Origin of the sequence: Flagellimonas flava, assembly GCF_900129665.1 — a bacterium.
In the GTDB taxonomy this organism is placed as follows: Bacteria; Bacteroidota; Bacteroidia; order Flavobacteriales; family Flavobacteriaceae; genus Flagellimonas; species Flagellimonas flava.
Genome location: NZ_FQWL01000003.1, coordinates 442264 through 465981 on the forward strand (window position 1 = coordinate 442264; position 23718 = coordinate 465981).

The following is a 23718-nucleotide window of genomic DNA, read 5'->3' on the forward strand; positions in this document are numbered from 1 at the left end:
ATTAAAGGTCAAGTATTTGGATATAGTTCCTGTGGAGCTGCAGTTTTTTCATTTTTTCCAGTCGTTTCAACAATCTGGATACGACAACCCTGGAGGTGTGGAGATCCACCGCAATTTCCTGATGCGTATTCCGGATATTGTTATCCTCGCTTATTTCGGATTTTTTCTTAAGATACTCCATCAAGCGCTCATCCAGATTTTTGAACGCAATGTTATCCACGGTGTGCAAGAGTTCGTTAAGCCTATGGTGATAACTTTCAAGGATGTAACTGCGCCATCCCTTGTATTTGGCCATCCATTCTTCCATTTTCTGTACGGGTACCATAACAATAGTTGCGTCCGTCTCGGTAACCGCTCTTATCTCGCTTTTGGATTGTCCCAAACAGCAGGACATGGTTACCGAACATGTTTCCCCCTGTTCCAGATAATAGAGTAACAGTTCATCACTGTCCTCATCTTCACGCAATACTTTAATCACCCCGGAGATAAGGAGTGGTATTTGTCTGATATAGTTCCCAATATCCATCAAGGTCTCCCCAGCGGGCACCTCCATCCAAGTACCAATGTCCGCGATTTCTTCTATTAGGGATCTTTCAAAACGACTACCAAAGGTTTGTACAAGTTCCGTCTTCATTGCATTGCAAAATTCTCCTCTAAGGTAGCCATTTTGTCAATTTGAAGAGCCGCTATTCTTCGTTCATCACCATGAACATTCCCGGGGCGCCGGCGATACGTTCCTTAAACCCAAATTGGTGGTAAAACTCGCCAACCCCATGTGCTGCCATAAGCCCAATGAAGGCGTATCCTGAAATAGAAGCCTTCAAAAAGGTCATGATTTTTTCCATGATTAATTTTCCGACACCGATACCCTGATATTGCGGATGAACCACAACATCTTGGATGTAAAAATAAATAGCACCATCGCCAACTACACGCCCCATGCCAACAGCTTCTCCATCCACATAAAGGCACACCGAGAACAAATCCCGCCCCAAGGCACTGATTACCTTAGCATCTTCCAGAGAATTCCAATCAGTTGTGGCCCTCAGTATTTGATAACTCTCCATCGTTAAGGGCCTTGACTTTACCGCTTCGATTTTCATGGAATTAATTACTCAGACTTCCTATTTGCTGGCCAAGCCTGACGCTTAAACCGCTAAGCTTTTTTTTCTCGAACAACAACAACACCGTAGATCCGCCATAAGCAAAATGACCCAATTTGTCGCCTTTATATACCTGTACCGGTTTCACGTCCTTAATATTTTTGAATTTATCTTCGAGCACCACTGAGCCAATGGTCTGCAAGCCAATTGGAACCATTGCGATATGTCCGTACGTTTTGGTATCGATAATATAATATCCGTGCTTAAAATCCTGAAAAACACTGTAATCCTTATTGTAAGCAACGTTCCCATCGTTAATGATATCCAAAATATCGGGCATCCCAAACAGTCTATCTCCTACTTCCTCTTTGGACTCGACCATGGTTCCCGAAATTGGAGCATGGAAATGATGGTAATTGGTAGGTAACAGGAAGACCGCAAGGGCCGTCCCACCCACAAATTTTTCCGCATACTTGGACCCGTCCAACAACTCCATCAAACTTAGGGTCATTCCAGCTTTGGTTGGAATTTTGGAATCGAGTTGGACATCATTGTTAATCATATTGATTACGCCGTCCGCAGGGGAAACCAGCACCGAATTGTCGTCCATCGCCGTGATGGGTCTGGCTCCAGGTCTTAGATCCCTAGTGAAGAACTCGTTGAAAGATTTAAACCCATCAAGTGGCATTACGTAATCCTCATGCTTTAGATTTTTATCCGACAGCCATTTGCCGATGTTGGCTGTAGAAGCAGGACTATCCATAAATGCCCCCCTTTCTGCTATGAAATCCAAGGACCAGCTTAGTCCAGGTTCCTCCTTGATAAACTTCATCCCAATTGGGTTTTTGTAGTATAGGAATGAGAATTCTATTATCCTATCCAAACCATCGTCCGTATGTGGTAGAAAGTAAAACCACTCATTTAAAAACCCATAAAGGTCTTCAACATTCTTACCTTCCCAAGGATTTGGCGAACCATCCGGGAGTGGGTGCACATTTTTGAACATCTGGTCCACTGTTGTCCTAAATTCTGGGTTCTTTTTATAGAGTTCCCTTAGCTCTGCTACCGATTTACATTCCTGTTGGGCAAAGACGCCCCAACATCCAATGAACACAAAAAACAAGAGTACCATACTCTTTTTTAACTGCTTTCCCATAGTTACTTCATTTTAAGATTATAATTATTGATTCATATGGGGGAACGAAAAGTTATTTACAAATTCACATACCTTTCTTTAATGATATTGAAATGCCGAAGCTCGTGTCCGGCAATGTGATAGGCAAGTGCCCTAACCGTCCTTTTGTTGATGATGCTGCCGTCATAATCAATTCCCTCTCCAGCCCTTAGGTGGGTTTCCTCATGAAGGTTTTCAAATAGAGTGAGTGTTGCCCTTCTCACGGATTCATATTCCTTGAAGATGTTTTCCAGACTTCTTTCATTTGCTCTAGATTCCAAAGCGTAGGCATCCTGGTCGAACCCATGCAAGGGGGTGTCGTCATTCCGACCATAACGCAAGGCACGATAAGCAAAAATCCGTTCATCATCTATTAGATGCACCAAAATTTCCTTTATGGTCCATTTGCCCTCCTCGTATCGGAAGCACAATGTCTCTTCAGGAAGTCCATAGACGAAAGCCTTTAACTCCAAATAATTGTTCCAGAGTTGCTCCAACAAGGGTTTATCCTCTCTTACTAAATCCATGTAAATGCTGGAATATGAAGGGTATTCTGATGGCTCTGGTCTTGATATTTTTTGCATGGTTTGCATCATTTAAAGTTCTTCGCCCAAACCTTGGCCCAGAGGCCTAAAGGTTCTATTAATTCATAAAGTTCTTTACCATGTGGGGTAAGCGCATATCCTTCTATGGTCCGCTCAATCAAATGACAATCCCTCAATTCTTTAAGTCGTTTATTCAAGGTGGTCGGGGAAATGCTTTCGCAATACGCTTGAAGTCTCCTAAAAGTGCTGGGGCCGCTATATAGATGCCAGATGATGCCCATGGCCCAACTTCGACCCAATAAATCTAACAGTGCCATAACTGGAGCTCCTGATTTGGAGCCCCTAACGGGTTTGCCTGGAATTGGTAATGACATAGTTTGCTACATATTTAATAGCAAAGCTACATATATTGTAGCGTCTTGCCAAACCTTGAAATAAAAAGACCCGCACAAACGTGCAGGTCTTTACAATTAACTCGCTAACAATGCCTTAAACCAAACCTATTCCATCATTTTATAGGCAAGGCCGTCATTTGGTTCGAATCTATTTCCAAACCAAGCCAATTCAGAATTGTTGGCGCAACTTGCGTGGTGTACAATTGTTCTTCGATTGCCACTTCACCTTTTGTTTGAATTCCTTTACCAAACATAACTAGCCATACTTCATCTGCTCCATCAACTTTGGATCCGTGGCCTGTCCACGTATCCAGAGGTTGGGTACCCCGGCCATGATCTGTTGTAACAATAAAAGTAGTTTTGTCCCTGTAGAATTCATCGCTTTGGGTAAATTCCCAAAGTTCCTTTATCATACCGTCTGTGTTGTTGGCCGACTTAAGATAGGCTTGATAATCACCCTCATGGGCAAAATCATCAGTTTCACCATAGGCTATGTAAACTAAATCTGGATGCTCCTTTTTCATATACTCCAAAGCAAAGTGGTGTGTAAAAGCATCCAAACGAACGCTTCCCCATGGACTTGGAACTTGTTTTTGCAATTGGTTTAAAAAAGTTTCCCGCTCACTCAAATTCCCAGTTGCCGATTCAAACCCCGCATTGACGGAAATACCGGAACGTTCTTCATTTATGATAAAGGGAAAAACATCCCAACTACAAAAAGCGGCTACTTTTCCCTTACTGCTTTCCTTATACAACTCCAATACAGTTTTGTTTGGGTTGTTAAACTTGTCATTGCTATCGATACGGGCATCGTCTGCCTTTCCAGTAAGAATCTCGTTGTAACCTGGGTATGAAAACCACATTTTATTGGTTAGGTTCATCTTGCTTTCCAGGTCTCTGTTCCCATGAAGCTCTCCCATATTTACCACCTCCGTCCAGAAAAAGGGCATAAGCGCATGTCTTCTAGCACTTGGAGAATCCCTCCAAAAAGATTGTTTTAAAGCTGTAGTGTCGTGAACGTAGTCTGTATTGGCAATCAATTTTGAGTCAGCACCGCCAAAAAGCTCCTGCCACCTAAGGCCGTCCAATGTAATAAGAATCACCTTGGTATCATTTCCTTTCTGTCCCATTACACATATTCCCCACAACAGAAGAATACATAGGAGTTTGTTCTTACTAATTTTCATAGTGCTTTTGGTTTTTGGATTGATTGTATTTGTTGACTCTTTAAAAATCCTTGGTAGGTCTAGGTTAGGACTTCAGGTCCTATCCAATTAGTATGGCTTTCACAATAACAAGTTGTTGGAAATCCTCTATACCTCAAAATCCCATACGGCAATTTTATTATCATACATGGCATCCAACCCCATCTGCACACAAGCTGCCGTATTTGCCCCTGTTAGGATATTGGAAATGGGTTCTTCATTTTTAAGAATGCTATTTCTAAAATCTATCAATGCCTGTTTACTGGGATCTAGATGCTCCACATGAATGGGAATTCCTTTTCCCTCAACCCAGTTTACGGTAGCTCCGGAAACACCATCCACTTCTCCAATTTCCTTTTCGTGGGTACCCTCTGGGTAAAACCAAGCTTTAACATAATCCAATATAATGGTCCCCTTATCACCCATCACTTTTATCTGATAATCCCCCATGGCATTTCCTGTTAAACAGGTGAAGGTTGCCTTCACCCCATCTGGGTAACTGTAGATGAGCTGAATGTTATCGTAGGTTTCCCGACCATCTTTCCAATAATCGATTCCCCCAACCCCCATAACGGATTTTGGCGTGGTCTTTAGTACCCAATTGACAAAGTCGAGCTGATGGGAACAAAGTTCTGCTAGCAGACCCCCAGAATATTCCCTGTACATACGCCAATTGATCATGCGTTCCAACTTTGGGTCCGGAACGGGTCGCCTCCAATTCCCGTTTCTGTTCCACTGGCAATCAAAGGCAATCACCTTTCCAATTTTACCATTGGCTATTAGCTCAGCTACATGCGTATACAGCCTTGAGCTATGATATTGGTGTCCGGTTTGGACAATGGTATTGGTCTCTTTCTCTTTTTGAACCAATTTTTTTAGGGGCTCATACCCTTTTGCCAAGGTCTTCTCGCAGTACACATGCTTGCCGGCGTCCAGAGCATCCCAAGCAATTTGGGCATGTTCGCTGAACGGTGTGGCCACCAAAATGGCATCGACTTCCTTATTATCCAACACCCTTCTATAATCCGAGTACCCTTTGGATTTTCCTTGGGTTTTGGTCAAAGCGCTTTCCAAACGAAAAGGAAGAATATCGCAGCAAGCCACTACCTCCAAACCCTCAATATCCTGGATGATAGGAATAAGGCCTCCTCCACGATCACCAGTACCAATAACCCCTATTCGTAATTTACCACCCACTTTTTCCTTTCTTGCATAAACCTCGAGAGGCCCTACCGTTGAGATTGCCGCCGCAGCCATTCCAGTCTTCGCCATAAATTCTCTTCGCCTCATACTAAACTATAGTTTTGGTTCCCATCCTTTTTCATATTCCCGGCCCCAGTGCTTCATTGCCATTTCACTATTTAGCACCTTCCCTGTGGTTCTATCAATTTTTAGGGTGTGTCCTGCATCCTGTGCCATATTTCCTAAATGACAAAGCATTGTGGAGATGCTGGCATCGGCTATTGGGGCGTTCATTTGCGTATCTTCCCGAATTGCATCGAAAAAGTTACCCACATGATCTACATCCAACCCACCTATGCCCTGTGTATTGGTTGTGGCACTTGCCGATTTTTCAAACTCAAATTTGATTGGATTGCCTCCAAGATCATACAATTTATAAAAATTTCGGTCTAACTGAATGCTTCCCTTGCTTCCATAAATGGTAACCCCGCGACCAGGGCGTGAGGGTTTCATGATACCTCGGCTATGACCCGTCCATGTAATGAATTTATCGCCCTCAAAACCATAGGTAACCTGTTGATTATCAACAAATTCCCAATCATCTTCATAGGTGTACTTACCCCCGAAAGAGGTCACCGTTTCTGGAAGATCTACACCAAGGGCCCATCGGCAAATGTCAATTTCATGAGTACCATTATTATGGATTTCCCCAGTACCCCAATTTCGAAACCAATGCCAATGGTATGGGTGTACATTGTCTTTATAAGAAGTTCTTGGTGCTGGTCCCTGCCATAAATCCCAGTCGAGAGTTGCGGGAACATCAATAACATTTCCCTTACCTATGGAACCACGGTTATTGGAGTAGTAAGCCTCCCCTTTATACACCTCACCAATGATTCCGTTTTTAATATCATTTATGGCCATTTGTGATGTCTTTGCCGATCGCTGTTGATTCCCCATCTGCACCCTTTTATTATACTTCTTTTGGGCAGCTACCAGTAAGGTGTTTTCATGTGCATTATGGCTGCATGGTTTTTCAACATAAACATGTTTTCCCGCCTGCATGGCCATAATGGACATTGGCGCATGCCAATGTTCTGGGGTAGCTATAAAAACGGCATCTACATCCTTGTCTTCCAAAATCTTTCTAAAGTCCTTTTCCACTTTTGGAATGTATCCGATGTTTTTCTGGCACCAGGCATTGTGTTCTTCAATGATGATATCATCAACATCACAGTTGTATAAAATCTTGGCAAAAGGATAGGCATTAATTGCAATGATGTGGGCCTTGGCCCTGCTTCTCACCCCAATAACCGCACAATTGACCTGTTCATTTGAACTTAATATCTGGCTATAGCTTTTGGCAGAAAAAACCGCACTGCCCAAGGTTACCGCCGCGGTACCCGCGGTGGTCTTTTTAATAAAATCTCGTCGCGTTCCCATTGTTAATCTTCAATTATTGGTTTTATCTTGATGTTTTTGAAGCTTACCAAATCCCCATGGTCTTGAAGCAATATATGTCCTTTGTCCACTTCTCCAAAATTGGGCCATTTAACATATTTGCTCTCAGCAACCAACTTTTTGTATTCGGGGCTTTTTCGTTCATATTCCAGCACCTTTACCCCGTTTAGCCAATGCTCTATATGGTTGTTTTTTGAAACGATACGTGCCGTGTTCCATTTCCCAATGGGGTTGATGGGTTTATCCGGATTGGCCTGGATCAGATCATATAGCGAAGCTACCGTTCTACTGCCTTCGTGGTTACCCAATTGGGCATCCGGGTGTCTTGCGTCGTCCAAAATCTGATATTCCAATCCTATGGAAGAACCAGGCCCCTTGTTCAAATCAGTATCAACATAATATTTGATACCGCTATTGGCTCCCTCACTAATCTTAAAGTCCACCTGAAGTTCAAAATCACCATATACATCGGTGGTTACAATATCCCCTCCAGCATTGGATTCTTCCCCTCCTGATGCCAAAACAGAGAGCTCGCCATTTTCCATGGTCCAGCCCTGCGCAGGGAAACTATCCAGTCGAGCACCTCTCCAACCTTCAGAGGTTTTGCCATCCCAAAGTAGCTTCCATCCTTGTTTGGCCTCTTGATAGGTGAGCTTGTTTTTTGTCAATACGGGTTCTAAAGATGTTGGTTTCGCATATTTGGCAACACTATCGGTAACTATTTTAATATTTCTCCAGAGAATTTCAGTTCCTTCCTTTTGATCTTTTCCAATACTATGCACCTGTAGCCCAATGAAACCACTATCTGTTTTACCATCGACTAAATGTGCTGCTGGAGTTCCGTTAATCCAGGTTTTTATGGTATCTCCAATGGCCTCAATACGATAATGGTTCCATTCATTTTGCTTAAACGCAGCGCCGGCCTCAGGATTTTCTTCCAAGGGATTGAGCCATCCTCTGCGACCTTCATCATATATTCCGGCACTCCAAGCTCTATCCGAGGGGTCAATTTCCACTTGATAACCATGCACTCTTCCTTCTAGATAATGGGGTAAGCTATTACTCCGGATTTGGATTCCTGAATTCATGGTAGAATCCACCTTATATTCCAGTTCTAGAATAAAGTCATCATACATCGCATTGGTAGTCAAAAATGAGTTTGGTGTATTGTGAACCGTAATTCCCACAATATTGCCATCCCTAACTTCATAATTTGCATCCCCGCCTTTTTGGTTCCATCCGTCAAGATTGGTCCCATCAAAGAGACTGACCCACGGGGTGGAATCTTTTTCTTTTTCCGTGCACCCTACAAGGCATAACACCAATAGGAAGGTTCCAAATTTTGTTTTGATTTTAAGCTTTTTCATTTCCATTCATTTGTTTATTGTTGTTAAGTTGATGTGCTTTCAAAGGATTTTTCAATGCCCAACATGAGCCCCCTTAATTCTGCAAGACCTCGCAGCCTCCCAATAGCAGAGTAACCCGGATTGGTTGTTTTGTCTAGATCATCCAACATTTGATGGCCATGGTCAGGACGCATGGGCAATCTATGATCGGTTCTGTTGGATCTAACCCTTCGCTGCTGCTCTTCCATAAGAGATTTAACCACCCCAAACATGTCTACATCACCATCCAAATGATCAGCTTCGAAAAAATTCCCTTCTTGGTCCCTTTTAGTACTCCTTAGATGGATAAAATTGATGCGATGCCCCAAGCGATCGACCATTCCAACCAAGTCGTTATCATCCCTAACCCCATATGACCCCGTACAAAAACAGAGTCCGTTATGGTAAGTATCGTAAGCCTGTATCAATTGTAATGCATCCGATTCGGTACTGACCACCCTTGGCAACCCAAAAATGGGAAAAGGAGGGTCGTCAGGGTGGATGGCCAACACCACCCCCGCTTCCTGGGCAACACGAGCAATAGCCCCAATAAATTGATATAAGTTATTCCGCAGTCCTGAATCTCCAATGCCCTGATAGGTGTCCAATACTTGTTGAAACTGATCTAGGGTATATCCCTCTTCAGCACCCGGAAGTCCGGCGATGATGTTTTTCGTCAGCAGCTCTCTTTGGGCAATGTTCATGGCATCGAATGCTGCCTTGGCCCGCTTTTGCTCCTTCTGTGAATAATCATTGACCGCAGTGGGTCTTTTTAAAATATAAAGATCAAATGCTGCCAGTGCAGCAGCATCAAAACGAAGAGCTTTTGAACCATCGGGTAGCTCATATGCCAAATCTGTTCTGGTCCAATCCAGTACGGGCATAAAGTTATAGCATACTGTATCTATACCACAGATTCCCAAATTACGGATGCTCTGTTGGTAATTCTCTATATATTTTACATAGGAACCGGAACGTCTTTTAATATCTTCATGCACCGGTATGCTCTCCACCACAGACCAAGCTAGACCTGCATCCTCTATATGCTTTTTTCTTTTTCGAATTTCATCCAGGGACCAGACATTTCCGTTGGGAATATGGTGCAGGGCAGTTACCACACCAGTAGCACCTGCCATTTTAATATCTTCTAAGGAAACTGGATCATTGGGACCGTACCACCTCCAAGTCTGCTCTAATGCCATACTCTATCTTTTATTGGTCTTTCAAACATTACCTGTTCATGTTTTAGACTCCGCTATACGCGCTAAATCCACCATCTATGGGAATGGTAACTCCAGTAACAAATTTGGATTGGTCACTGACCAGCCATAAGGTAGTTCCCACCAAATCTTCGGGTTCCCCAAAACGGTTCATGGGTGTATGCTGTAATATGGTTTCCCCTCTGGGCGTAAGGTCTCCATTCTCTTGGGTCAACAAGGTTCTGTTCTGCTCCGTAAGAAAGAAACCTGGGGCCAAAGCATTTACCCGAATACCTACTGGGGCAAAATGGACCGCAAGCCATTGGGTGAAATTGCTGACAGCGGCTTTCGCTCCGCTGTAGGCCGGGATTTTGGTCAGGGGTCGGTAGGCGTTCATAGAGGAAATATTAAGAATGCAACAACCTTCTTTTCCAATCATATCTTCTGCAAAAATCTGTGTTGGCAGAAGAGTTCCAATAAAATTTAAATTAAAAACAAATTGAATGCCTTCGGCATCCAGATTAAAAAAAGTCGTTAGTTCTTTGTCATTGCCAATATCCTCAGGAAAAAGGTGGGTTTTGGTTGTTGTTCCCTTTGGATGGTTTCCCCCAGCACCATTGATAAGGATATCACAGGGGCCAAAAGTTTTTTTTAATGTATGACGGGCTTCGATAAGGCTCTCCCTGTTCAATACGTCGGCCTTGATCCCAATCGCATTTCCTCCCTCAGCATTGATTCCTCGGGCCACCTCCTTCGCTGCCTTTTCATCTAAATCCAAGATGGCTATTTTGGTTTGTTGCAGGGCAATATATTTGGCCAAGGTGGAGCAAAGCACCCCTGCGCCTCCGGTAATTACAACAATTTTACCAGCAAGGTTTTGGAATTTGGGTTGAAACATTGGTATTTTATTCTGTGTATTTTTTACACAGATAAATATATGGATTTTTATTCTAGAACAAAAATTCTACATTAGCCAAAGTACTATGGATCGATACGAAAATCTTGAAAACATACAGGTAAGACCAGATTCTTTTGAGTGTTCAATTACTGCGGACATCACCGTTTTTGGTTATGTGGACAACAAGCTAAAGGTATTGCTCCTTAAAAAAACTGTGGGTGACATTAAAGATCATTGGATGGTTCCTGGAGGTGTTATGGAGGCCGAGGAAACCATAGAAGATTGTGCCTCCAAGGTTTTGCATGCACTTACCGGTTTTCAAAACATTCATTTTGAACAGGTAAGAACATATAGTTCTATAGATAGACATCCTCTTAAAAGGGTAATTACCGTTTGTTACTATGCCCTTATTAAACCCGAAAATCATCCGCTGACCTTGAGGAGCAATGTGCAAAGCATAGAGTGGTTTGACATGGATAAATTGCCTGATAATATGGGTTTTGATCACCGCAAGTTGATTCAGGATGCTTACGCTTTCGTACAAAATAATCTCAGGGACAGACTTGTGGTAGGAGAACTTTTGCCCAAACAATTTACGCTGCCTGAACTTCAAAATCTCTATGAACATATCCTGAACATTAAACTGGATAAGCGAAATTTTCGCAAAAAAATGTTCCAAATGGATATTCTTAAAAGTACCGGTGAGAAAAAAGCTGGAGTGAAAGGAGGGCCATTACTTTACGAAGTAAAACAATTGTAGCCTGGGTTTTTATGGTTTTTTGAAACTGGGAAAATCGGAGACTTGGGTACAACCAATTTGCTCCATTACCTGTTTTAATTGAGTCTTCACAAGGGATATCGTGTGTTCTCCACCAGATGTTCCCAAAGCTGCCACCCCATACATAAAGGACCTGCCCATAAATGTAAACTTGGCACCGCTGGCCAATGTCCTTGCAATATCAGGACCTGAGCGGATACCACTATCCATCATCACGGTAATTTGGTTGCCATAGTTTTGTGCAATTCTGGTCAAGGGTCTTATGGTCGATTCCCCCGCATCCAACTGTCTTCCGCCATGATTGGAAACAATAATCCCATCTAAGCCCAAGGCGACAGCTTTTTCAGCATCCGCTTCGGTGGCCACTCCTTTAAGCACCAATTTTCCTTTCCAGATATCTCGGATAGCAGCAATCTTGTCCATATCCATACGCTTGCTAAAGGTCTGATCCATAAACTGCCCCAGTTGCTTCAAATTCAGGTTTTTTGGCATGTAGGGTCTCAACACCTCAAAATTGGGTTGACCGTGCTTCAGAGTTTCCAAGGCCCATTTTGGCTTACCCAAAATTTGCAAAATATTCCTCATGGACATCTTTGGGGGCATGGATAATCCATTCTTAATTTCCTTAGGTCGAAACCCAAAAGTGGGCGTATCACAAAGCAAAACTAAAACCGGGCATTCTGCGGCTTGTGCCCTACGAATCAAATCGTCCCGAACTTCTTGCTCCGCGGGATGGTATAATTGGAACCACGCATTTCCCTCCGTCAACTCAGCTATGCGCTCTATGCTGGATGTGGTCACCGTACTCAATACAAACGGAACGTTACTTTCGAAGGCTGCCTTGGCCAAAATTTCGGCCGCATTGGGCCACATAAGACCTTGAAGTCCCACAGGAGCAACCCCAAATGGTGCGCTATAGGTTTTTCCGAAAAGCTCGGTCGCCATACTGGCACCTTCAAAGGCATCCAGATAACGGGGCTGCAATTCCACTTTTCTTATCTCTTCCGTATTTTTTTTGAGATTGACCTCCTCATTGCAAGCACCATCCAGATAGTCAAACGCGAATTTTGGTATCCTTGTGCGCGCTTTTTCCCTTAAATCCGCTACCGAGGGATATCGGGAATCAAAGACGATTTGTTTTTGGTTTCGCATACTGAGTTACAAACTGAATATTTTTTTCATGAGCAGCCATTTTTCCCCTGGTTTTGCAGAAGGCAATGCTTTTTGATAGTTCCACATGAGTTTTTCCCACTCCGCTACTTTTGGGTTTTCAGCATCCATCTTAGCCTTTTTCTCAAACGAAAACGATTCATCCACTTCCATTAACATGAACAAACGGGTCTCAATTCTATAGATTTCCATCATTTTGATACCTGATTCCGTTATGCTCTTCAATATCTCTGGCCATACTTTTTCATGGTAGGCCTCATATTCCCTGATGCTCTTCCCATCATCCACTAAATCAAGTGCAAAGGCATATCTGCTGCGGTGCTCCATATCAATTATCCTTCAAAACGTCTAAAAACCTTAAACCCAAACCATGCGATATATAAAAAACAGGCAAAGGGCAACACAAAGGAAAAATTGACTTCCGAGACTCCCATCAACTGGGTATCCGCCACGCCATTTCCACCCATGTCGATGATCATACCCTGTAATTTGGGCATCAAGGCACCTCCAACAATGGCCATAACCAAACCGGCAGCCCCTAATTTGGATTCCTCCTCGCTAAGGCCGTTCAACGCAATTCCGTAAATCGTGGGAAACATTAAGGACATAAAAAAGGATATGCCGACCAAGGCATACAATCCCGTTTGCCCTTCGATGAAAATGGTAGCCAATGCACATGCTCCTGCCAAGATTGCAAACCACATCAAAAGTTTCCCTGAACTGTAAAATCGGAGCATATAGGTTCCAATGGCCCGTCCAACCAAAAAGACAATGAAGGCCACAAACTGATAATTTGCGGCTATAGTAGCACTAACCCCAATGGCTTCGGCATATTGGTAGATATAGGTCCAACACATAATCTGCGCACCCACGTACAGTACTTGGGCCAACACGCCCAATCCATATTTTGGTTTTTGAAACAATCTTTTGAAAGTTTCACCCAAGGGGGGAATTTTTCCATCACCCACAGCTTGCGGCATTTTATTCACCAAAATGACCACAAAAATTCCAAGAATAACCAGTCCCAATACCACATAAGGATCGCGTATGACCATTAAATCAGAAGTACGAATAAGGGCCTTCTTGGCCATATCCAAGGCTTCATAGTCGGCAATATCATCGGATTGAAGCTTTCTCAGTACAAATTGTTGTGCAACAAGTAATCCTAGAATGAGGCCGACTGGGTTGAATACCTGGGCCAAATTCAGGCGCTGGGTAGCTGTTTCCTTGGCACCCATGGCCAAGATGTAAGGATTGGCCGTTGTTTCTAAAAAAGCAAGGCCGAAGGTAAGTACATACAGTCCCAAACAAAAGAACCAAAACTTTTCGGTGACGGCAGCGGGATAGAACATCAGGGCTCCCGCCGCATAGAGGGCCAAACCAATCAGCACCCCAGTTTTATAGGAGTACTTGCGCACAAAAAGGGCAGCGGGAAGGGCCATACAAAAATAGCCTCCATAAAACGCCATTTGCACCCAAGCGGCCTGCGAGTTTGAAAGTTCAAGTACTTTTTTAAAGGCTTGCACCATCGGGTCGGTAACGGCATTGGCAAATCCCCAAAGGGCAAAAAGCGAAGTAATTAGAATAAAAGGAAAAAGAACTTCTTTGGATACTACTTTGGTTTTGGTCATAGTTTGGTGTTTGCGGTTTAAAGTGATCTATCGAGATGGGTGTAACCTCCATCAACAAAAATGAGTTGACCTGTGGTATGACTTGATTTTTCTGAAAGTAAGAACGCAACAGTGTTTGCAATTTCTTGGGCGGTGGTCATTCTATTTCCCAATGGGATTTTTTCTGTAATTGATTTTAGTTTTTCCTCGGGGTTCTCAAAACCTGTTATCCATTTTTGATACAATGGCGTAAAACATTCCGCCACAATTACTGCATTTACTCGAATGGAATACGGTAGGAGTTCCAGCGCCCATTCGCGCGTTAATGAGTTTCTTGCTCCATTGGCCGCAGCATAACCAGAGGTGTTTCCTTGTCCAGTGAGCGAAGTCTTAGATCCTATGTTAACAATGCTGCCCATACTTTTTTTTAGCTCAGGAAGAGTATGATGGGCCATAGTGTAATAATGTCCAACATTGCGTTCCAAGGAACGTTTGAAGTCTACATAATTTCCATGCTCCAATCCAATACCATCATTGATTCCTGCATTGTTTACCAAACCATCAATTCTTCCGAACGAGTCCAAGGTTTTGGCTATCGCAGCTTTGCATTGTGCCTCATTTGTTAGTTCTGCTATTGCTGCAAATGCCCTCCCGCCGCTATTTTGTATAGAATCCACTGCGGCCATTACATCTCTTTCGGTTCTCCCAATTATTATAGGAATCGCCCCTTCTTCTGCAAGAACTTGACTTATGGCATTGCCAATGCCCTTATCTCCTCCGGTCACCAAAACAACTTTGTCCTGCAATCCTAAATCCATGATCAATTTTTGGTCAGCACGCCCAATTCCCCAAATGAAATTCTAGGGTCATCCCCATGCTTGCTAATAGCCTTCAATTTAATATATCTTCCCGTAACGGGTGTGAAATTCACTTTTTGCTCGATTCGGTTATTGACAACATTACCAAATTCCCCTTTGCTTGCCAGTTTCCATTTCTGGCCATCAGAACTGGTCAAAAATTCGTATTGCGTAATAATTCCAAAAGGGTAACGTTCCTGAATCGGCCAATAGGAAAGCCCTACAAGATTGTAATTTTTTCCCAGGTCTATAGTAACTTCATCTTTGCCCGTGGCCCAATAGGTATTGGGATTCCCATCCATCATTTTTAGCGATTCCAATTCATCTTCCACATTAAGTCCCATTACGTTCCAGTTCTTTTTGACAATATCAAAATCTTTAGAAACAGATATCGTCTGAGCCCCATTATCCGGATTTACTGCTATCGCTTTTACGGTCAGGGGGGCATTACCTATGAAAGGACCGGTGTACAGTTTTGAGGTAATGGATGGCTCGCTTCCATCGATAGTATAATAGAGATCCACAGTGGGGTCGGGTACATGAAGGCTTACCAAACCTTCGCGGTTTCGACTGACATCAGGTTCAACCAATAATTTAGGTGCCCTGTACAATTCCAGGTTCGCTATGGTGATTGGGCCTTTGGAGTCTAAAATATCAACCTTTATTTTTTCCGCTTTGATGGTTTCAAACTTTAAAATCCGCTTATACCCTATTGTGGTTTGTTGATCAATATGTTTCCATTGTCCATCTATAAGGGCACTTAATGCAAAACTGTTGATCCGTTGCCCCAATGGTATGTATTCCTGAACCAATAGACGGTTTATTTCCATAGGTTCTTTGAAGGAGACTGTAATGGAGGCTGTGGTAACTGTATCGCTGGTGGCCCAATAGGTGCTGGGTAATCCATCAATGGCTTTTTCCGCCGTGTAAATCCCTCCTCTGGACTCTGAACTTTCCACTTCATTTCCTTTGGCCAGTTCATGTTCAAAATCGAGGTCAATCTGACCTTTTAACCCCATTAAATGAGCACTGTCCGCCTCATGTACCAGTCCTCTAGCATCGACTGGAAGATTCAATAGAAAATTTCCATTCCTTCCTATGGATTCATAAAAGGTTCGCACCAATCTTGGCACGGACTTTACTTGATGATCTTCCCTTTGATGGTAATACCACCCAGGTCTTATGGAAGTATTCACCTCAGCCGGCAACCAATGAGTGCCATCCTCATGCCCGGACCGCAGTTCAACATAACGTGGCCAACCCGGGTAAATCTCATCCCTCCTCATGATACTCCAATTGGTTTCATTGGCCCATCCTTCTTCTGTTCCCACCCACCGAATATCCGGGCCGCCGTCGCTAAAAATAACGGCATTCGGCTGCAGTTTCCGTATCATTTGGGTGGTTTTATCCCATTCATAATAGGTTTTGTTGTCAATTTTCCTGGTTTCATTGGCTCCTCCGTAATAGCCATGTCCCCCGTTGGCGCCATCAAACCATACTTCAAAAAGTTCCCCATAATTGGTCAAGAGTTCCCCAAGTTGTTCATGAAAAATTTCCACATATTTGGCTGTGCCGTAATGTTCGTTGTTGCGATCCCAAGGGGAAAGATACAATCCCAGTTTAAGGTCATATTCCCGACATGCGTCCATCAAGTCCTTCACAACATCCCCTTTCCCATCCTTCCAAGGTGAATTTTTGACCGAATGCTCCGTGGTTTTGGTTGGCCAAAGGCAAAAACCGTCATGGTGTTTGGCGGTTAGGATAATGCCTTTCATCCCGGCGGCTTTAGCAATTCTAGCCCATTGTCGAGTGTCCAAATTGGAGGGGTCAAATTGTTCGGGACGTTCCCCTCCCGTTCCCCATTCCATATCGGTAAAGGTGTTCATGTTAAAATGTACGAAGGCGTAATACTGCATATCATGCCATGCTAACTGGCGTACAGAGGGAACTGGACCTACAGCCTTGGGTGGAGGCACCTGATTACATGAGATTATTGTGATGCAACTTATTAAGGCAAGCGTTTGGTAAATTCTATTCATTGGGTAGATTGATCTATAAAACTTCATTCGGAAATGGAACTTTTTCTCCAGTGGTTTTGTTCGAAGGCATTTGTGCTTTCACTTCAATCAAATATTCAGTAAGCACATTGGCAAGTGATGCTGTCGTATCTGGTTGGGTTGAAACCAGATTGTTCGTTTCACTGATATCCGCAGGAATATTATAGAGTTCCAAGCGCTGGTCTTCATGGAAATATATCAGCTTCCAGTCCCCCAATCTTACAGCACTAAATGCCCCAATTCCAGGGCCATCAGGTCCCCATTCGTTGGGATAATGCCAGAACATGGGCTTGGACTTACGCTTATTACCTTCTAAAATGGGGACAAAACTTTCCCCATCCACAACCTGATCTATGGCAGCTCCGTTGATGCCTGCCATTTCCAATACCGTTGGGAAAAAGTCTTCAATAATTACCTGTTCTTCGGTTACGGAACCTGCCTTGGTTATTCCAGGCCATTTCACCAACATAGGTTCACGTATACCACCTTCATAAATGGACCCTTTACCACTTGACAAAGGTTTGTTGTGTGTATGGACTTCCCCTCCTCTTGCCACAGCGCTCAATCCACCGTTGTCCGACATAAAAAGAATGATGGTGTTATCTGCCATCTGTTTTGCTTCCAGGTAATCCATGATATCACCAAGGCTTTTGTCCATGCCCTCAACCAGAGAAGCATATTTGGCTTCAATGGTATCCATTCCCTTTTCCAGATAGGGCTCCAAAAACCTATTATCGCCCATAATTGGTGTATGAACGGCATAATGCGACATGTAAAAGAAGAAAGGTTTTTGTTGTGAAATGGTATCCAAATGGGCCAAAGCCTCTTTGGTTAGCGCTTCTGTTAAAAAAATATCTTGTCCATGGTATTTTTCCAAACCTGGTACGGCCCAAACTTCCTTTTCTGCCTTTCCATTTCCAAAACTTTCAAGACCCAAATAGCTTTCCGGGGCACCGGCGGCATGGCCAGCGATGTTAATTTGAAACCCTAAGTTCAAAGGATTACTTCCGGGGGTACCTATGGCTCCAAAATGGGCTTTCCCGCTGTGAATCGTGGTATAGCCAACATCTTGCAACAACTGTGGCAAAGGGGTGGCATGCACAGCGCGCCAATCACCTTCGGTTGGACTTACACCATTCACATTCCAAAGGGGGAATTGCAAAGTGGGATGATTCACCTCCATAGGTTGAAGTGCATCTTTATACAAAGTCCAATTAGTTACCCTATGCCTTGCGGCATTCATTCCCGTAATTAAACTTACTCGCGTAGGCGAACAGACAGGAGTTGCATAGGCTTGGGTAAACTTCATTCCCTCCGCCGCCAAGCGTTCCATGTTTGGAGTTCGGTACAGGTGATTGTACTCAGTGGTCTTATTCCAGAAAGGAACAGAGGTGTCCTGCCATCCCATATCATCGACCAAAAAAAGAACAATATTAGGTCTGGTATCCAGCTCCAATGTTTTTGATTCTTCACAACCTGGAAAAGCTATGACAGCGACAAAAAGGGCAATCCAACGTTGGTATGTTTTCATATCAATTGCTTTCAATAACCGACCCATCCTCCCTATATAAATCAACCTTTCCATCCAGCAGAAGTGCCAGAACCGTCATGTTTTCATCCAGGACCTTATCGGGAAGGTCTATATAGGTAATTCCGGGGTAATGGCTCCAATACACTTTGCCCACCACCTTGTGGGATAATTTGGTGCCGTTACCAACCACCCAGATACGGTTGATCTTATTCTTTAAGCCACGCACTACAATCTCCCCATTGGGATTTCCTTTGACAAACACATAAAGAATGTTACCATCTTTGGAAAGGGTTGTGGGCCCATAAAAATGCTCTTTGGGTATCCCCGCGCGCGTGCCATAAATAGCTTCCTGGTGTTTGGAGGTCCATTTACCCAATGTCTCTAAAATTTGAACCTGTTTTTGCGGAATGGTTCCATCTGCTTTGGGACCAATATCCAAGAGCAGATTTCCACCATTGGAAATAACATCAGCAAAAATTCCTATGATCTGATCTGGAGTTTTATAATCCAAATCGTTGTGCTGGTATCCCCATGAATTGTTCATGGTCATGCAGAGTTCCCAGTAAGCGTCTTTGGGTCGGGTGATCGGCATCCCCTGTTCGGGTGTGGCATAATCACCGTGTCCTTTAAGCCTTGAATTAATTATGGTATTTGGATTGGCCTCCAAAAGCATGGAACGCACCTTGGTGGCTTGCCATTCCTCGGCGCTGTGCTCCCAATCCCCATCGAACCAATATAGATCGGGATTATATAGCTTGGCCAGCTCGTTGAGTTGACCTTGGTAATACTTCAAAAATCGATTCCAGCGTTTGGGTTGCTCGGATGCCTTATATCGCATAGAATCACGAGTGAAATGGGTGTAGTCATTAAAAGACCAATCTGGCAGGGAATAGTAAATGCCCACCTTTAGTCCCTTCTTCCGAAGGGATTTTATAAAGGGACTGAGGACATCCTTTTTGGCAGTAGAGGATTTAGCGGCATTGAAAGTCCCGTCCTTCGTATCCCAAAGCGCGAAACCATCATGGTGTTTGGCGGTTATAACAGAATATCTGGCTCCGCTTTTCCGAATGAGGTCGGCCCATTGGTTTGAATCATACCCGCTGGCCGTAAAACCTTCGGTTTGTTTTAAGTAATCTTGATGGGATATATAGCCATTAAAAAAGGACCAGGACTCATCGATCCCATTGACCGCATACAGGCCCCAATGAATAAATATGCCCAACTTGGCATCTTGAAACCATTGCATTTTAGCATCAGACTTTAGCTGATCTTCCTGGGCATGCGTTGAAAAATGTCCCAAAAGCAATACGAAAGCAATACTATATTTCAGTTTACCCATCGATTTAGTTAGATTTTAAGCTTATAAAATGATACCGCGTTAAGTCCCATAATTTTCGCCTTTACATCCTCCGGAAATTGATTTAAGTAATCTTCCAGTATTTCCAAAACCTCGTTATAGGTAGCGGACAATAGGCACACGGGCCAGTCCGACCCGAACATTAACCGCTCTGTTCCAAAGGCATTAAAAACTACATCCAGATATGGCCAAAAATCCTCCTTTTTCCATTTTCCCCAAGCAGCTTCCGTTACCAATCCCGAAACTTTACAACTTATGTTCTTGTGTCTCCCAAGTTCCTCAATGTAATGTTTCCAACAGCGATCAATTGTTCCATTAATTCTAGGTTTGGCGATATGATCCAAAACAAAACGCTGGTCCGGAAAGTTCTTTACCAACTCCACAGCAGCGGGCAATTGTTTTTCATAGACAAGAATGTCATAGCACAGACCATACTTGGACAATAATCCCATTCCTCTCTGAAAATCAGGCCGAAGCATAAAATAATCATCTTGTTCATCCTGCACTATATGGCGCAGGCCCTTGAGCATGGTATTGGCCGAATAGGCCTGAAGCTTCTCCTCAATATCATTTGCCCTTAGATCCAACCAACCTACCACGCCTTTAATACATGGGTTCTTTTCGGAACATTTTAACAAAAAGTCCGTTTCATTTTCTGACTGATCTGCCTGCACTGCTATACAACCATCCAAACCATTGGAATCCAATAACCCCTCCAAATCTTTCGGCATGAAATCCCGTCTCAAGGTTTCCATAGAAGCATCTATCCATGCGTGTCTGCTAGGGTTATATTTCCAAAAATGTTGATGGCTATCAATAAACATTTTAGTGCATTGCCTTTATGTTTTGTTTTGAACTTCCAAGACCTTCAATACCCAATTCCACAATATCCCCATGTTTTAAATATTTAGGAGGATTTAAACCCAATCCAACTCCAAAGGGAGTGCCGGTAGAAACTATATCGCCCGGCAAAAGGGTCATAAACTGGCTGATATAACTTACCAATTTGGGGATTCCAAAAACAAAGTCAGAGGTATTGCTATCCTGCATGATTTCGCCATTGAGCTTTAACCACAATTTCAAATTGTGCGGATCCCGAATCTCATCTGCCGTTGCCATAAAAGGGCCTAGGGGAGCGAAGGTATCACAGCTCTTCCCTTTGACCCATTGTCCTTCCCGTTCCAGTTGGTATTCCCGTTCCGAGTAATCGTTGTGCAGCAGATATCCTGCAACGTGATCCATGGCCGAAGCCTCATGAACATAACAAGCTTTTTTACCAATGACAAAGGCTAGTTCCACTTCCCAATCTGTTTTTTGGCTTCCTTTTGGCAGGATAAGATCATCATTCGGACCAACGATGGCCGAGGTGGCTTTGAAAAACAGTACAGGTTCCTTGGGGATTTCCATTCCACTTTCTGCCGCGTGCTTTGCGTAATTGAGTCCTACACAGACTATTTTAGACGGACGTACCAATGGCGGACCCAGCCGTTCTTTTCTATCCACTAAGGGGCATTGTTCCTTATTGGATTCGAGCCATTTTTGGAGTTCAGCAAGTCCATTGCCCCCAAAAAAATCCTCATTGAAATCCGTTCCAAAACCGCTTACATCCAGTCGGTCCCCATTGTCCAGCAGAATCCCAGGTTTTTCATGTCTCTCCGCTCCAAATCGTATTAATTTCATGTTTTTGAACTATTGTTTTAACTTGATAAAACCTCCATCAATAGGAAAATCCGTTCCTGTTACAAAGGCTGCTTCGTCGGAACACAGATAAAGCGCCAAATTGGCAACCTCTTTAGGTTTTCCCATACGACCAATAGGTTGGGTCTTGGATAATTTCCCAAACATTTCCGCCTCCTTCCCAGGGTAATTTTTTGAAATAAATCCATCAACGAAAGGAGTATGGACCCTAGCAGGTGAAATGCTGTTGCATCGGATTCCAAAATCGATATAATCCCTAGCCACGGAATACGTCATGGTCAAGACGGCTCCCTTGGTCATGGAATAAGCAAAACGATCGGCAATCCCAATAGAGGATGCTATGGAGGCCATATTTAGGATTACCCCGGATTTTTGTGCCTTCATTTTGGAGATGGCAGCTTGCATGCAATTGTATACCCCTTTGATATTCACCGCATATAACCTATCCATATCCTTTTCCGAGGTGTTTTCAAGATTCCCCACATGTGCAATCCCTGCATTGTTGATAAGGACATCCAAGTTGCTTTTTTCTGCAATCCCTGCGAAGACCCTTTTAACGTCTTCTTGATTTGACACGTCACAGGAATGTAAATGGGCCCTTCCTTCGGATTTGGTAATCTTTTCGGCAACATTCATGGCAGCATCTTTATTGCTGTCCAGTATATGCACAGTTGCCCCATTAGCAGCAAAAGCAATGGAAAGGGCTTCGCCGATACCACTGCCGCCACCGGTTACCAAAACCGTTTTTCCGTTGTAATCGTAACTTGCCATCTAGCGCAGTGTAAGTTCAACAATGGTATCTATGTCATCCATCTTTTCCTTGGGAATTTGGATCAAGAGCCCATATGGGGTCTTTTGATGTTTCAGCTTCGTTTTTCCATTAAAAAGTTGAACCCCTTTCAAGCTTCCTTTAAAATCCTTTATCAATACCACATCATCGTCTTGATTTAGCACATGCAAATAGACCTTTTTCCCTTTTTGGGTTGAAGCGATAGCATCATTTGGCGGTATGGGTCCAGCCTTGGTCCCGTAAATGGTCTCTCCATTTTTGCGCATCCACTCTCCCATTTTTTTTAAGGATTCCTTGTGCTCTTCCTGTATTTTACCGTTGGGCATTGGTCCTACATTGAGAAGCAAATTGCTGCCATAGCCTGCGGCTTTTACAATGTACTGAATAAGCTCCTTATTGGTTTTATGTTTCCTGTCCTGCAAATTGAATCCCCACGAACCATTAATGGTTTCACACACTTCCAAGGGCAATTTACCAATATCTGAGGCTGAAGTCCCCCAACCTGTAGTATTCCTCCCCGGGAGATCCTTCTCGAACATTTGGAAATCTTCTCCTTCTATTGGCGCTAAATGATGGTTGTTGCCAATAAGGCATTGCGGCTGTAAATCGTGAATCAGCTTATAGATTTCGTCATAATGCCAATTTACCTGCAACTTGCCAAATTTTTTGCCGTCCCATTGTTTTTGGTCCCAGTGCCCATCAAACCAAATACCGGCTATATCCCCATAATTGGTCAAAAGTTCGGTGAGCTGGGTTTTCATAAACGCTATATACTTGTCCCAATCTCCCTGGCCCCTTCCAGGAATCCCCTTTCCGGTTCGCCCTCTTGGGAAATAATCGTCATGGTGCCAGTCTAACGTGGAATAATAAAAGAAAAGTTTGATGTTTTCCTTACGACAAGCTTCGGCCAATTGCTTTAACACATCTTTTCCATATGGTGTGGCATCCACAATATTATAGGAGTTGGCATTGGTGTCAAACATAGAGAATCCATCATGATGCCTGCTTGTAATGGTAATATATTTCATACCGGCGTCCTTTACCATTTTCACCCATTCGTCAGCATCAAAACCGATGGGGTTGAAAAAATTGGGAAGTTTTTCATAGGCATCAATGGGAATATTCTGATTGTTCATGACCCATTCTCCATCGCCCAAAACGCTATACACTCCCCAGTGTACAAAAAGCCCAAACTTAGCTTCTTGAAACCATTTTCTGGCTTCCAGGTTTTCAGGTGAGGGCGTATAATTCTGTATTCCCTGCCCGTACGTGACTGCGGTGAAAAACAAGAAAAACACCACATGTTTACATGTAAATTTCATA

At 43.4% G+C, this 23718-nt stretch carries 23 protein-coding genes; 1 reads left to right on the forward strand and 22 read right to left on the reverse strand.

Features of this window, described 5'->3' with window-relative positions:
* Nucleotide 1: 1 nt before the first annotated feature.
* The 11 genes from BUC10_RS11570 to BUC10_RS11620 form a co-directional block, all read right to left on the reverse strand.
* Complete coding sequence (locus tag BUC10_RS11570) at nt 2-634, reverse strand: Crp/Fnr family transcriptional regulator (protein WP_073179715.1); 633 nt, start codon at nt 632-634, stop codon at nt 2-4.
* Nucleotides 635-686: 52 nt separating this feature from the next.
* On the reverse strand, nt 687-1103 hold the full coding sequence (locus tag BUC10_RS11575; RefSeq protein WP_084732630.1) for a GNAT family N-acetyltransferase: 417 nt from the start codon (nt 1101-1103) through the stop codon (nt 687-689).
* 4 nt (nt 1104-1107) lie between these two features.
* Nucleotides 1108-2259: a phosphatidylserine decarboxylase gene (locus tag BUC10_RS11580; protein WP_073179720.1), complete on the reverse strand. Its 1152-nt coding sequence runs from the start codon at nt 2257-2259 to the stop codon at nt 1108-1110.
* Between the two features lie 56 nt (nt 2260-2315).
* Nucleotides 2316-2861 (reverse strand): DinB family protein, encoded by a 546-nt coding sequence (locus BUC10_RS11585; RefSeq protein ID WP_073180121.1) that lies wholly within the window; start codon nt 2859-2861, stop codon nt 2316-2318.
* A gap of 8 nt (nt 2862-2869) precedes the next feature.
* Nucleotides 2870-3196, reverse strand: coding sequence for a winged helix-turn-helix transcriptional regulator (locus BUC10_RS11590; protein ID WP_073179722.1), 327 nt, complete (start codon nt 3194-3196; stop codon nt 2870-2872).
* Between the two features lie 134 nt (nt 3197-3330).
* Nucleotides 3331-4404, reverse strand: a complete 1074-nt coding sequence (locus BUC10_RS11595; protein WP_073179724.1) for a sulfatase-like hydrolase/transferase — start codon at nt 4402-4404, stop codon at nt 3331-3333.
* A 126-nt stretch (nt 4405-4530) separates the two neighbouring features.
* Entirely contained in the window at nt 4531-5712 is a 1182-nt protein-coding gene (locus BUC10_RS11600) for a Gfo/Idh/MocA family protein (protein ID WP_073179726.1), read from the reverse strand.
* 6 nt (nt 5713-5718) lie between these two features.
* Nucleotides 5719-7047 carry a Gfo/Idh/MocA family oxidoreductase gene (locus tag BUC10_RS11605; RefSeq protein ID WP_073179729.1) on the reverse strand — a complete coding sequence of 443 codons (1329 nt, stop codon included), beginning with the start codon at nt 7045-7047 and terminating at the stop codon, nt 5719-5721.
* Between the two features lie 2 nt (nt 7048-7049).
* Nucleotides 7050-8432 carry a 3-keto-disaccharide hydrolase gene (locus BUC10_RS11610; RefSeq protein WP_073180124.1) on the reverse strand — a complete coding sequence of 461 codons (1383 nt, stop codon included), beginning with the start codon at nt 8430-8432 and terminating at the stop codon, nt 7050-7052.
* Between the two features lie 23 nt (nt 8433-8455).
* Nucleotides 8456-9652, reverse strand: a complete 1197-nt coding sequence (uxuA, locus tag BUC10_RS11615) for a mannonate dehydratase (RefSeq protein WP_073179731.1) — start codon at nt 9650-9652, stop codon at nt 8456-8458.
* 43 nt (nt 9653-9695) lie between these two features.
* Nucleotides 9696-10547, reverse strand: coding sequence for an SDR family oxidoreductase (locus tag BUC10_RS11620; RefSeq protein ID WP_073179733.1), 852 nt, complete (start codon nt 10545-10547; stop codon nt 9696-9698).
* Between the two features lie 85 nt (nt 10548-10632).
* Here BUC10_RS11620 and BUC10_RS11625 point away from each other — a divergent pair, with 85 nt between their 5' ends.
* The gene (locus tag BUC10_RS11625; RefSeq protein ID WP_073179735.1) at nt 10633-11307 is read left to right on the forward strand and encodes an NUDIX hydrolase; all 675 of its coding nucleotides are present in this window, start codon (nt 10633-10635) and stop codon (nt 11305-11307) included.
* A 9-nt stretch (nt 11308-11316) separates the two neighbouring features.
* On the opposite strand, the gene BUC10_RS11630 is transcribed toward BUC10_RS11625, so the two are convergent.
* The 11 genes from BUC10_RS11630 to BUC10_RS11680 are packed head-to-tail and all read right to left on the reverse strand — an operon-like array spanning nt 11317 to nt 23717.
* A complete protein-coding gene (locus tag BUC10_RS11630; RefSeq protein ID WP_073179738.1) occupies nt 11317-12477 on the reverse strand; it encodes an alpha-hydroxy acid oxidase in 1161 nt (386 codons plus the stop codon).
* A gap of 6 nt (nt 12478-12483) precedes the next feature.
* The gene (locus BUC10_RS11635) at nt 12484-12822 is read right to left on the reverse strand and encodes an L-rhamnose mutarotase (RefSeq protein WP_073179740.1); all 339 of its coding nucleotides are present in this window, start codon (nt 12820-12822) and stop codon (nt 12484-12486) included.
* 5 nt (nt 12823-12827) lie between these two features.
* Nucleotides 12828-14126: an L-fucose:H+ symporter permease gene (fucP, locus tag BUC10_RS11640; protein WP_073179743.1), complete on the reverse strand. Its 1299-nt coding sequence runs from the start codon at nt 14124-14126 to the stop codon at nt 12828-12830.
* Nucleotides 14127-14143: 17 nt separating this feature from the next.
* Nucleotides 14144-14923, reverse strand: a complete 780-nt coding sequence (locus BUC10_RS11645; RefSeq protein ID WP_073179745.1) for an L-fucose dehydrogenase — start codon at nt 14921-14923, stop codon at nt 14144-14146.
* 2 nt (nt 14924-14925) lie between these two features.
* Nucleotides 14926-17001, reverse strand: coding sequence for an alpha-L-fucosidase (locus tag BUC10_RS11650; RefSeq protein ID WP_073180126.1), 2076 nt, complete (start codon nt 16999-17001; stop codon nt 14926-14928).
* 13 nt (nt 17002-17014) lie between these two features.
* A complete protein-coding gene (locus tag BUC10_RS11655; protein ID WP_073179747.1) occupies nt 17015-18550 on the reverse strand; it encodes a sulfatase in 1536 nt (511 codons plus the stop codon).
* A 1-nt stretch (nt 18551) separates the two neighbouring features.
* Nucleotides 18552-19889, reverse strand: a complete 1338-nt coding sequence (locus BUC10_RS11660; protein WP_073179749.1) for an alpha-L-fucosidase — start codon at nt 19887-19889, stop codon at nt 18552-18554.
* Nucleotides 19890-19897: 8 nt separating this feature from the next.
* Nucleotides 19898-20731: an amidohydrolase family protein gene (locus BUC10_RS11665; protein ID WP_073179751.1), complete on the reverse strand. Its 834-nt coding sequence runs from the start codon at nt 20729-20731 to the stop codon at nt 19898-19900.
* 1 nt (nt 20732) lies between these two features.
* Nucleotides 20733-21587: a fumarylacetoacetate hydrolase family protein gene (locus tag BUC10_RS11670; RefSeq protein WP_073179754.1), complete on the reverse strand. Its 855-nt coding sequence runs from the start codon at nt 21585-21587 to the stop codon at nt 20733-20735.
* Nucleotides 21588-21596: 9 nt separating this feature from the next.
* Nucleotides 21597-22376, reverse strand: a complete 780-nt coding sequence (locus BUC10_RS11675; protein WP_073179756.1) for an SDR family NAD(P)-dependent oxidoreductase — start codon at nt 22374-22376, stop codon at nt 21597-21599.
* Nucleotides 22377-23717 carry an alpha-L-fucosidase gene (locus BUC10_RS11680; RefSeq protein ID WP_073180129.1) on the reverse strand — a complete coding sequence of 447 codons (1341 nt, stop codon included), beginning with the start codon at nt 23715-23717 and terminating at the stop codon, nt 22377-22379. It abuts the gene before it with no gap.
* Nucleotide 23718: the final 1 nt, after the last annotated feature.